The organism is Rhodanobacter sp. Col0626, assembly GCF_049994385.1.
Lineage (GTDB): Bacteria > Pseudomonadota > Gammaproteobacteria > Xanthomonadales > Rhodanobacteraceae > Rhodanobacter.
Genome location: NZ_CP188260.1, coordinates 3489758 through 3501132, shown reverse-complemented (window position 1 = coordinate 3501132; position 11375 = coordinate 3489758). Strand labels below are relative to the sequence as shown.

At 65.2% G+C, this 11375-nt stretch carries 11 protein-coding genes; 5 read left to right on the top strand and 6 right to left on the bottom strand.

The genetic code is table 11. The features are described 5' to 3' along the window. Position 1: 1 nt before the first annotated feature. Together ACPPVV_RS15475 and ACPPVV_RS15470 are read right to left on the bottom strand one after the other, a co-directional pair. On the bottom strand, positions 2 to 424 hold the full coding sequence (locus ACPPVV_RS15475; RefSeq protein WP_426700760.1) for a DNA polymerase III subunit chi: 423 nt from the start codon (positions 422 to 424) through the stop codon (positions 2 to 4). A gap of 21 nt (positions 425 to 445) precedes the next feature. Next, complete coding sequence (locus ACPPVV_RS15470; RefSeq protein WP_426700759.1) at positions 446 to 1933, bottom strand: leucyl aminopeptidase; 1488 nt, start codon at positions 1931 to 1933, stop codon at positions 446 to 448. 98 nt (positions 1934 to 2031) lie between these two features. Here ACPPVV_RS15470 and lptF point away from each other — a divergent pair, with 98 nt between their 5' ends. The 3 genes from lptF to ltaE all read left to right on the top strand — a co-directional run bounded on the left by lptF (position 2032) and on the right by ltaE (position 5773). Then, entirely contained in the window at positions 2032 to 3147 is a 1116-nt protein-coding gene (lptF, locus tag ACPPVV_RS15465; RefSeq protein WP_426700758.1) for an LPS export ABC transporter permease LptF, read from the top strand. Continuing rightward, positions 3144 to 4259: an LPS export ABC transporter permease LptG gene (gene lptG, locus ACPPVV_RS15460; protein WP_426700757.1), complete on the top strand. Its 1116-nt coding sequence runs from the start codon at positions 3144 to 3146 to the stop codon at positions 4257 to 4259. The genes lptF and lptG overlap by 4 nt, the downstream gene beginning before the upstream one ends. 494 nt (positions 4260 to 4753) lie before the next feature. Next, on the top strand, positions 4754 to 5773 hold the full coding sequence (ltaE, locus tag ACPPVV_RS15455; protein WP_426700756.1) for a low-specificity L-threonine aldolase: 1020 nt from the start codon (positions 4754 to 4756) through the stop codon (positions 5771 to 5773). On the opposite strand, the gene ACPPVV_RS15450 is transcribed toward ltaE, so the two are convergent. The 3 genes from ACPPVV_RS15450 to ACPPVV_RS15440 all read right to left on the bottom strand — a co-directional run bounded on the left by ACPPVV_RS15450 (position 5748) and on the right by ACPPVV_RS15440 (position 8464). After that, a complete protein-coding gene (locus ACPPVV_RS15450) occupies positions 5748 to 7046 on the bottom strand; it encodes a polyhydroxyalkanoate depolymerase (RefSeq protein WP_426700755.1) in 1299 nt (432 codons plus the stop codon). The genes ltaE and ACPPVV_RS15450 overlap by 26 nt on opposite strands. Before the next feature lie 90 nt (positions 7047 to 7136). After that, complete coding sequence (locus tag ACPPVV_RS15445; protein WP_426700754.1) at positions 7137 to 7904, bottom strand: class I SAM-dependent methyltransferase; 768 nt, start codon at positions 7902 to 7904, stop codon at positions 7137 to 7139. A 56-nt stretch (positions 7905 to 7960) separates the two neighbouring features. Further along, entirely contained in the window at positions 7961 to 8464 is a 504-nt protein-coding gene (locus ACPPVV_RS15440) for an RDD family protein (protein WP_426700753.1), read from the bottom strand. Positions 8465 to 8514: 50 nt separating this feature from the next. Between ACPPVV_RS15440 and xerD the strand changes: the two genes are divergently transcribed. After that, positions 8515 to 9432: a site-specific tyrosine recombinase XerD gene (gene xerD / locus ACPPVV_RS15435; RefSeq protein WP_426703256.1), complete on the top strand. Its 918-nt coding sequence runs from the start codon at positions 8515 to 8517 to the stop codon at positions 9430 to 9432. 49 nt (positions 9433 to 9481) lie between these two features. On the opposite strand, the gene ACPPVV_RS15430 is transcribed toward xerD, so the two are convergent. Next, complete coding sequence (locus ACPPVV_RS15430) at positions 9482 to 10156, bottom strand: Fe2+-dependent dioxygenase (RefSeq protein ID WP_426700752.1); 675 nt, start codon at positions 10154 to 10156, stop codon at positions 9482 to 9484. Positions 10157 to 10348: 192 nt separating this feature from the next. Between ACPPVV_RS15430 and ACPPVV_RS15425 the strand changes: the two genes are divergently transcribed. Then, positions 10349 to 11122, top strand: a complete 774-nt coding sequence (locus tag ACPPVV_RS15425; protein ID WP_426703255.1) for a DsbC family protein — start codon at positions 10349 to 10351, stop codon at positions 11120 to 11122. Positions 11123 to 11375 lie beyond the last annotated feature (253 nt).

The window sequence follows — 11375 nt, the reverse complement described above, 5'->3', positions numbered from 1 at the left end:
GCTACATATCGTTCTTGTGCAGTTCGAAACCAAGCCGCTGGTATTCGCGCCAGCGGACGCGCGAACCGTCACGTTCGGCAGGATCGGCGGCCACCACTTCCAATACCCGCTGGTAACGGCCGCCCGGGCAAAGTTCGCGCAGGTTGATCAGCAGCGGCCGGTCGGGCGTATCGACGCCGGGCGGCACGATCAGTACGGCGGCCTCGTCATCGTCATCGTCGCCCGCCAGCTGATGCGGAATCATCACGTCGTCGTCGAACGCCCACAGCAACTCATCGAGCGCATGGGCCTGCTCATGGTCGCGAGTCAGGATCAGCGTCGGCTGCTGCGCCGCAAACGCCTTCTTCGCCAGTTCGCATACCAGCAACAACGGCTGTTCGCGGAAGCGGGGCTTGTCGATCAGATAGAAGTCGGCGCGAGGCATGTCAGGTCGGCTCCGTGCAGATCAGCCGGCGCGATCCAGCAGCCATTGCGCCAACAACGCCACCGGGCGGCCGGTGGCCAGACCCTTGCGGCCGTCGTCCCAGGCGGTGCCGGCGATATCCAGATGCGCCCAGCGCTGGCCGTCGGTGAAACGCGACAGGAAGCAGCCGGCGGTAATCGCGCCGGCGCTCTTGCCGCCAATGTTGGCGACGTCGGCGAACCCGGAATCGAGCTGCGCCTGGTAGTCGTCCCACAACGGCAGGCGCCACGCGCGGTCGAGCGTTTCCTCGCCAGCGGCGAGCAGTTCGGCGGCAAGGTCGTCGTGCTTGCTCATCAGGCCAGTGGCATGTTTGCCCAGTGCGATCACGCAGGCGCCGGTGAGCGTGGCGGCATCGACCATCGCCTGCGGCTGGAATTTCTGCGCGGTCCAGGTCAACGCGTCGCACAGGATCAGCCGGCCCTCGGCGTCGGTGTTGAGCACTTCGATGGTGAGGCCGGACAAGCTCGTCAGCACGTCGCTGGGGCGGTAGCTGTCGCCATCGGGCATGTTCTCCACGCTCGGCACCACACAGACCAGGTTGAGCTTGAGGCCCATCTTCACCGCGGCGACGAACGCACCGAGCACACCGGCGGCGCCGCCCATGTCGAACTTCATTTCCTCCATGCCGGCGCCCGGTTTCAGACTGATGCCGCCGGAGTCGAAGGTGACGCCCTTGCCGACGAACGCGTACGGCTTGTCGCCGTCGTTGCCGCCGTTGTATTCCAGGGCGATCAGTCGCGGCTTGTTGACCGAGCCGCGGGCCACCGCCAACAGCGAACCGAAACCGAGCTGCTCCATCTCGACGTGATCGAGCACCGTGCAACTGACCGCATCCTGCGTGTCGGCAAAGGCCTGTGCCTGCGACGCGATATAGGCCGGATTGCAGATGTTCGGCGGCAGGTTGGCCAGCTCGCGGGCAAAGCGCACGCCTTCGGCGATCGCCACGGCCTGATCCAGGCCAGCCTGCGCATCGGCAGCGGCGGCGAACGCGAGTGCAGCCAGTTCAGGCTGTTTGCTCCTGTCGCGCGGCTTGAACGTGGCGGTGTAGCGGTAGGCCGCGTGATCGCTCGCCAGCGCGGCGATGCGCACGCGCCAGGCGCTGTCGCGACCGGGTACATCCACTTCGGTGAGGTACGAGGCGGCATCGGTCACCGGCAGGCGGCCGAGTGCGCGCGCCGCTTCGATGTTCACCTTCTGAAAACGTGCGGCGTCGAGTGATTTCTGCGCGCCCAGGCCCATGACAAGCACGCGCTTGGCCGCGACTCCCGCTGGCGCAAACAGCAGCGTGCTGCTGCCGGCCTTGCCGCTGATGTCGCCGCTTTCCACCTGCCGCTTGATCATCCCGTCGCAGGCGCTGTCGACCTGTGCAGCCGCGCTGGTCAACACGCCTTGTTCGTACACGCCAACCACCACGCAGGCGGTATCGACGGTGGCGGGGGCGGTGGTGCCAAGGCTGAACTGGAGTGTCATCGGGTGGTTCCTGTATGGGCCCGGCAGTGGCCGGACAGGCTAGACTTGCGGTTTGCCGGGCCGATCGGCCGCGGCGGGTAAGCGGACAAGTTTATCGCATGCTGAGCATCCTCGACCGCTATTTCCTGCGCGAGCTGGCGCAGACCGTGGCCGCCACCGTGGTGGTGCTGCTGGTGATCGTCGCTGGCAGCGCGTTCGCCAAGGTGTTGCAGCAGGTCGCCAACGGCAGTTTTCCGGCCAGCGTGATGTTCCAGGTGCTGGGGCTGCGCACGCTCGACGGCTTGACCAACATGATGCCGTTGGCCAGCTTCATCGGCGTGCTGATGGGGCTGGGGCGGATGTATCGCGAGAGCGAAATGCACGTGCTGGCATCGTCCGGCATGGGGCCGCGTGGCTTGCTGCGGCCGGTGCTGATTCTCGGCGTGGTGCTGGTGTCGATCACGGCATTGGTGTCGCTGTGGCTGGGGCCGTGGGCGGTGCGCACCAGTGACGCCATGGTTGCCGCGGCCAACCGCTCGGTGATCGCGGCGGGTCTGGATGCCGGGCGTTTCACCAACCTGCCGGGCAAGGGCGGCATCATTTTCGTCGACAGCCTGAGCCGCGATGGCAGCAAGCTGGGCCGTACGTTCGTGGCGACCCAGAGCGACAGCAAGAAGGGCCCGCCGCACCTGAAGATCGTCAGCGCAGCCAGTGGCGAGTTGTATCAGGAGAGCAACGGCGACGGCCGCTTCATCGCCTTCAAGGACGGCTGGCAATACGATGTACCGCTCGGCGCCGATAACTGGCGCAAGATGCAATACCAGCGCAACGACACCTCGTTGTCCAGCGTGCAGGCCGATGAGGACGACGATCCGGCTGCCTCGAAGGACAGCTGGACGCTGGCCCGCTCGAACGAGCCGGATGATCGCGCCGAGTTTGCATGGCGCGCCAATGCGCCGGCGCTGACCCTGGTGCTGTTGCTGCTGGCGTTGCCGCTGGCGCGGCAGAGCCCGCGCGAGCCGAGGTATGGCCGCCTGTTGCTGGCCATCGTCAGTTTCTATCTTTACTACACGCTGCTGGCACTCGGGCGCGCGCAGATAGGCAAGGGTCATTGGCACAACGAGGCGCCGCTGTGGGCGTTGCATGCCGTGGTGCTGGCGCTGGCCGGCTGGATGCTGTGGAAGCAGTATTCACCCGGAAGGGCTCCCGCCGCGCGGCCGAGGGTGGCGGCATGAGTCTGTCGCTCGGCAATGTGTTCAACGTCAAGCGGGTCGATCGGCTGGTGGCGATGAGCGTGCTCGGCTCGCTGTTGATGGTGTGGCTTGTGCTGACCGGTTTCGATGCGGTGACCCAGCTGCTGCGCCAGCTCGCCAACGTGGGCAAGCACGGTTACACGTTGAACAACGCAATCGTCTACGTGCTGGTGACGTCTCCGCGTCGCGCCTACGAAATGTTCGGCAATGCGGCGCTGATTGGCGGTTTGCTCGGCCTGGGCGGATTGGCCGGCACGGGTGAACTCACCGCATTGCGCGCGGCCGGCATGTCGCGACTGCGTATCGCTGCATCGGCGGTGGGGGTGGTCGCGGTGCTGATCGTCGGCGTGGTCATCCTCGGCGAGACCCTGGCGCCCTGGGGCGACCAGCAGGCGCAGGCGATGCAGTTGCGGATGAAATCCGGCGATCTCGGCATGGGTACCGACAGCGGCCTGTGGGCGCGCGACGGCAACGACATCATCAACGCCCGCGGTACATCGCTGAAACAGCACGACGGCGTCGGGACGGTGCAGTTGAGCGACGTGCGCGTGTTCACCTTCACCGACGACGGCCAGCTCAGCCGTTTCGAGTGGGCCAAGACCGCCGAGCACAACGGTCGGCAATGGATGCTGCAAGACGTGCGCACCACGACGCTCGACGCAACCGGGACGCATGCAACCCATGCGACCACGTTGCCCTGGAAGTCCAGCCTCAACCCGCAAGTGCTGGCGCAGTCGGTGATCCAGCCGCAATACCTTTCCATGCGCGATTTGCGTCGCAACATGCATTACCTGGAGAGCAACGGCGAAAGCCCCGGCAGCTACGCAGTAGCATTCTGGGGTCGCGCGCTGTATTCGCTGAACGTATTGGTGTTGGTGCTGTGCGCAATGCCATTTGCGTTCGGCACGCTGCGTTCGGGCGGCCTGGGCAAACGCATGTTCATCGGCATCCTGCTGGCGCTCGGCTGGTATTTCCTGCAGCAGGCGATGGTGAATTTCGGCACGGTCTACGGCCTGCCACCGCTGCTCGCCAACCTGCTGCCAGCCACGATCCTGGCCATTCTCGCGTGGGTCTATTTCCGGCGTCGCGCCTGACCCGGCGGGTCGGCCGCCGACCATTTGCGTCAGTTCATCGTGCTCCCTGCGCGCCGTCCGCTTGGCGGATCGTTCCTGTTCCGGACCGCCATTTGCGGCATCAAAGGGGCGGAAGCTGGAGCGATGGGCATCCAAAGCGTGACCGAGATCCCGAAACGGACGTCCCGCCGAGGAAATGTTCCTTCCGCCCGTGGATGTGGTATGAAGCTGGCATGTTCAGCGTCGCAGATGGGCGCGTTGAGCGTGTCCATGACTTACACGATCTCGGGGGGGGGATATGAGCAAGCCGATCTGGCACAAAAATTCCTATGGATTCTGGTTAATCGTCTGCATCTTCATCAGCGCGTCGGTCGGCTGGTTGATGGTGCATTTTCAGCTGTTGTCCTAGCGCGCCGATCGCGCTCGCCGGACGCCGGTTGTCGTCGTCCGTCCGGACTTGCCCGGCGCGCCTGATGCCGCCAAGCTTGGCCATCTTGCCAAGTCTGGAGCAAACCGTGGAATGGGTTGATCTGCGCAGCGACACGGTGACGCGTCCCACTGGCGCGATGCGCGATGCGATGTTGTCGGCCGAGGTGGGCGACGACGTCTACGGCGAGGATCCGACCGTCAACGCGTTGCAGCAACGGCTGGCCGACGAACTCGGTTTCGATGCCGGACTGTTCGTGCCCAGCGGCACCCAGTCCAACCTGTTGGCGTTGCTGGCGCATTGCGAACGTGGCGACGAATATCTGGTGGGCATGGATGCGCATACCTACAAATTCGAGGGTGGTGGCGCGGCCGTGCTTGGCTCGATCCAGCCACAGCCGATCGTGCAGGCAGCCGATGGCACGCTGCCGCTGGAGAGTATCCAGGCGGCGATCAAGCCGGTCGACCCGCACTTCGCGCGTACCCGGGTGCTGGCGCTCGAAAATACCTGGAACGGCCGTCCGCTGCCGCTGGACTATCTGGTCGCCGCGCACGACGTGGCGCGCTCGCACGGGCTCGGCCTGCATCTGGATGGTGCGCGACTGTTCAACGCCGCCGTGGCGTGTGGCGTGCCGGCACACGAGATGGCGCGGCATTTCGATACGGTGTCGATATGCCTCTCGAAGGGACTCGGTGCACCGGTGGGTTCGGTGCTGCTCGGTTCGCATGCGCAGGTCGAGAAGGCGCGACGCTGGCGCAAGGTCACCGGCGGTGGCTGGCGCCAGGCCGGCATGCTCGCGGCAGCCGGCTTGCATGCGCTGGACCATCACATTGCACGGCTAGCCGACGATCACAACCGCGCCGCCTATCTGGCCGGTCGCCTGCGCGAAATCGCCGGTGTCGACCTGCTCGGCCAGTACACCAACATGGTCTTCATCGACGTGCCGGCCAAACGCCTGCGCGAGCTGGACGCCCATCTGCGCGAGGCGGGCATCCGCATCAGCATCGGTTATCTGCCGACGCTTCGGCTGGTGACGCATCTGGATGTCGACGACGACGGCGTCAGCCGCGTCGTCGAGGCGTTCAACGCGTTTTTCGCGCGCGGCTGACTTTCGTTGTGGCGTTTTCGGCTGGCGGCTCGCCATCGAACCTGCGGATGAAATCGCGTACCTGCGGGTAGACCGTTTCCCGCCAGCGGCGGCCGCTGAAGATGCCGTAATGGCCGGCACCTTCGATCACCTTGTGCGCGCGACGCTTCGCCGGGATGCTGCTGCACAGGTCGTGCGCGGCTTCCGTCTGGCCCAGGCCGGAAATGTCGTCCAGTTCGCCTTCGATGGTGAGCAGGGCGCTGCGCCTGATCGCGGCGGGATCGACCCGTTCGCCGGCCACGTCCCACAGGCCGCGCGGCAGCAGGAACTGCTGGAATACCTTCTCGATCGTGTCGAGGTAGAACTCTGCCGGCATGTCGAGCACGGCGTTGTATTCGTCGTAGAACTTGCGATGCGACTCGGCGTCGTCCTGATCGCCGCGCAGCAGGTCCTGGTAGAAGTCCCAGTGCGAAGTCATGTGCCGACTGGGGTTCATCGCGATGAACCCTGCGTGCTGCAGGAAGCCGGGATAAACCTCGCGGCCGCGGCCGGGGTAGTTGGCCGGCACGGTGTGGATCACGTTGCCCTTGAACCATGACAGCGGCTGCTGGGTGGCCAGGTTGTCGACGCTGGTGGGGCTGCGCCGCGGATCGATGGGGCCGCCCATCATGGTCAGGCTGCGCGGCGTGTCTTCACCGCGTGCCGCCATCAGCGACACCGCCGCCAGTACCGGCACCGTGGGCTGGCATACCGAGATCACATGCAGCTCGCGCGCACCGATGTGACGAATGAATTCCTCGATGTAGCCGACGTAGTCGTCCAGCCCGAACGGACCGGTGCCGGCCGGCACCATGCGAGCGTCGACCCAGTCGGTGATGTACACCTTGTGCTCGCGCAACAGCGTGCGCACGGTATCGCGCAGCAACGTGGCGTGGTGGCCGGATAGCGGCGCCACCACCAGCACGACCGGATCGTTCTTCATCTTTTCGATCGTGGACGGATCGTCGCTGAAACGCTTGAAGCGTTTCAGCTCGCAGAACGGCTTGGCCAGCGCCACCCGCTCGATCACCGCGATCTCGTGCTCGTGCGCCGTGGCCGCATGGATGCCGAACTCGGGCTTCTCGTAGTCCTTGCCGAGACGGTGGATCAATTCATAACCGGCGGCCATCCGCTGCGCGCCCGGCAGCTGCGCGAACGGATTGCTGTGATCGTTGAGCATGCGCGCGTTGGCTTGCGCGAAGTAGCTCAACGGGCCGAGAAACGAGCGTTGCCATTCGTGGATCTGATAAAGCATCGGAGTGATTGGCCGCTGGCGAAAACCACCATCTTAGCGCCGTTTTCGCCTGTCGTGTTGCGATGCCGCAATAGCGGGTGCCCAGCTCAATCAGTGACTTGGCGCGGGTACCGGCTGGTAACTGCAGCGCAGCAGCAACTCGTCGACGCCTTGCGTATCGCCCAGGCCGGCACGCCATCGCAGGGGCTTCTGGAAGTACAGGCCCATCGGCATGAACACGCGGTTGTACCACCACATCGCGCGCTCGCGCTTGTGTGTCAGATACCACTGGCCGAGGTCGAGCAGGCGCGACGATTTCGGCTGCATGCCGTAGACCGCGCTGTGCTCGATGGTGAAGCCGTGCTGGGCCAGCCGGGCGACGATCCGGGCTGGCTCGTAGCGGCGGCAATGGCCGACGAAATCGTCGAACGCGGTCCACGCCTCCGGATGCAGCGGCACCGACAGCAGCATGCTGGCGCCGGGCGCCGCCACGCGCGCCAGTTCGGCCAGCGCGCTGTCGTCGTCGGCGACATGTTCGAGGATGTCGAGTGCGCAGATGAGGTCAAAGCTGGCGCCGGCGCAGGGCAGTGCGCCGATCATGCCGTGCACCGCGTTGGCGCCACTCGCGCGCAGGCGCTGCAGGGCGGCGTGGCTCAGGTCGACGAAACAGGTGCCCTCCAGCGGTAGTCGCGGGCGCAGCCCCGGAGCCACCTCGAGTCGGCGCGTCGCGGCGGCAGCCAGTTGCTGCAAGAGTGGCCAGGTATTGAAACGCTCCGGTCCGATCAGCCGGGCTTCGGCCCACAGCGATTCGTAGAAACCGCGATTGGCGCGAATCAGTTCGGCGTCGTTGCGGCTTTCGGCGGGGCGTGATCGAAGCATCGTTGGATTGGACCTTGTATGCGTTGAGCGAAGTGTGAAGCGAAACGGGAGTTTGGCTATTGCAGCAGCCGGATCTCGGTATGCGCGGCAAAATCATGGATGGCGCGTCGACGCGGGTCGAACAGCGCCACGGCAAACCATCCGGTCCACACCACCAGCAGCGTCCACAGCGTCGGTCGCAGTCCGATCACCGAATTGAGCAGCAGAAGCACCAGCGGTGCCGCCGCGACCGATGCGCGGATCAACGTCTGTTGCAGCGTGGGTCGGCCGCCGTCGTCGCGGGTGACCTGGATGCGCCATGGCCGCATGCCCACGGTCTGTCCGCCGCGTCGCCAGGAGCTGATGAAGTACGCCGCCACCACCAGCCCCTGCAGCGCCTGGTACCACACCGGTATGACCGTTCTCGCGCCGGTGTTGATCAGCGTGCCACCCGTGGCCAGCTGGCACAGCAGGCCGACCACCATCACGATGGCCACCACGATCAACAGGTCGTAAACCAGCGCCAGCAGACGGCGCCATAAAGGGCAGGGTAGATCGCTGGTGACGAAATTCGAGGGCATCGATGTGAGGTCGCTTGCGTAGTACGCGCGCAATGGCCAGCATCGAGCGCATGGAAAAGGAAGAAAGACGCGCCAGTATCGCCGAACCCGACCGGCAGAGCATAAGCATGTTCGTCGAACGCGTGTGGTCGGAGGATGGCCTGGCCGATCGCACGCTCGATGCATACCGTCGCGACCTGGAGGCGCTGGCCAGCTGGCTGGCGAGCCGTGGCCGCGATCTGCGGACCGCTCGGCGCGAGGACATTTCCGCGTATCACGGGGCGCAGTCGGTGGCGGTGCGCTCGATCGCGCGGCGGCAGTCGGCGTTCCGTCGCTACTACGCCTTCGTCGCTCGCACCGAGCCTGGTTTTGCCGATCCGACCCTGCTGATCGAACGCCCGAAAATGCCGCGCAGCCTGCCCAAGGCGCTGGCCGAGCGCGAGATCGAGGGCCTGCTCAACGCGCCCGATACCAGCACCACCCTGGGCTTGCGCGATCGCGCCATGCTGGAGCTGATGTACGCCTCCGGCCTGCGTGTTTCCGAACTGGTGGAGCTGCCGCTGGCCGCGTTGAATACGCGTCAGGGCGTGCTGCGCGTCACCGGCAAGGGCGGCAAGGATCGGCTGGTGCCGGTTGGCGAGGTCGCGCTGGAGCACGTCGGCACCTATCTGGCCGGCGCGCGACCGGCGCTGGCAAAAGGCCGTCAACCGGCGGCGCTTTTCCTCAGCAAGCGCGGCGAAGGCATGACCCGCCAGATGTTCTGGACCCTGGTAAAGCGTTATGCAGTAAACGTCGGCATCAACCCGAAACGCATATCACCCCACGTACTGCGCCATTCCTTCGCCACCCATCTGCTGAACCACGGCGCCGACCTGCGCGCGCTGCAGATGCTGCTCGGGCACAGCTCGCTCAGCACTACGCAGATCTACACGCTGGTGGCGAAGGAGGGCTTGAAGCGTTTGCACGCGCAACATCATCCGCGGGGGTGAGCGCGCGCACCGTCCCATGGTCTGGCACAACGGCGAGAACCCGGTCGTTTCACATGTTGGCCCACATGCGCAGAAGGTTGGCATGCGACCGGCTGACGGCGTCGAACGTCGCACTCTGGCCTTCGCTGCTGAAGATCTGTCGTTTGGCAGTTTCCAGATCCCACAACAGTTCGCGCTGGCTGGCGTCGCGTATCTGGCTTTGTATCCAGATGACGGCGGCATGGCGTGCACCCCGCGTGATCGGAGTGACCTGATGCAGGGAGTTGGCCGGATAGGCGATGACGGAACCGGCTTCCATCTTGAACGCGCATTCCATGCCGTTGGCGTTCACGACGAGTTCGCCGCCGTCGTAGCTTCGGGGGTCGGACAGGAAGACGGTGATCGCCACGTCGCTGCGCACCGAACTGCCCAGGCCGCCCATGACGGCGGCATCGACGTGCAGGCCGTAAGTCATGCCCACGTCGTACCGGTTGAACATGGCCTGCGTCATCGCCGCGGGCAGAAGCGCTGCCTGCAGCTTGGCGTCGCGCAGGAAAGCACTGCGCACGATGTCCTGCAGCTTCGCCAGGCTGCCGGTGTTCACGGCGACCTGCAGGTTTTTCTTGACCTCGCGTGCCGACCAGCCGGCGGTGCTGGCGCCTTCGACGAACGAAGCGGCACGAAGTTCATTGTGGATGGCGCCGAGTTCCTCGGCGGTCAATACGTTGGGGACACAGATGATCAAGAGGATTCCGCCCGGTAGTAGGTCACAGGAAGCACGAATGCCGGAAAGCGTTCCGGGGCACTCGGGTCACGGAAATCTAGCACTGAACGAAAGCCCGTGTGCCGCGAAAGCAGGCGGGAGCATGCGGCCGACTGTGCGAGAATGACGGTTTCACCGGCGGCAATTCGCGCGAATCGGAGAACCTTGATGGCGATGTTGAACAAGCTGATGCTGGCGTTGTGCATGGGCGGACTCTCGCTGACCGGCATCGCAGCTGAAAACGCGGCCGCGCCCGTCGTCGGACCAGCGGTGACGCCGGCTGCGGCGCAGATGGTGCGGCAGGCCATCGGCAAGCTGTCGTCGGACGCGCAGGTCGATTCGATCCAGCAGGCGCCGATGCCGGGGTTCTATCAGGTGATTGCATCCGGCCAGATGATCTATGTCAGCGCCGACGGCAAATACCTGATGCACGGGGACCTGATCGATCTGGGTCGCAAGCAGAACGCCAGCGATGATGCCTGGTCGCGGTTCCGCAAGGCCGAGCTGGCCAAGGTACCGGTGTCCCAGCGCATCGTGTTTGCACCGCCGAACCCGAAGTACACGATCACCGTGTTTACCGACGTCAACTGCGGCTTCTGCCGGGCGTTGCACGAACACGTGGCCGAGTTCAATAAGGAAGGCATCGCCGTGGAATACCTGGCCTGGCCGCGCGAAGGCCTGACCACCACCGCCGGGCGGCCGACGCCGACCTATACGGAGATGGTCTCGGTCTGGTGCGCCAGCGACCGCAAGGCGGCGTTCACGGCCGCGAAAGGCGGCCATGCGCCGAAGCCGGCGACCTGCGCCAATCCGGTCAAGGACGAATTCAACCTGGGCTTGAAGCTGGGCGTTACCGGTACGCCGATGATCATCGGCCCGGACGGCCGCACGCTGGGCGGCTATGTGACGCCGGAGCAGCTGCTGCAGGCGTTGCGGCAGGGCGGTTGAGACTGGGCTGGTGCTCCCTCCCCTGCAACGCAGGTGAGGGTTGGGGAGGGGTGCTTTTCGGCCTTTTGCGGCAACGTCAAGAGCCACCCCTCACCTAAAGGACTCCCTTCGGTGGCCAACCTCCCCTGCTTACAGGGGAGGAGCAAAGCAGGGGCCTTCCGCTCGAGGGCGAGGAAGCAGGACGTGGCGAGGCCTCGCTTATGCCGTATTGCAGCATCAGCTAGAATAGGCGTTTCCTCCGCACAGCAGCCGT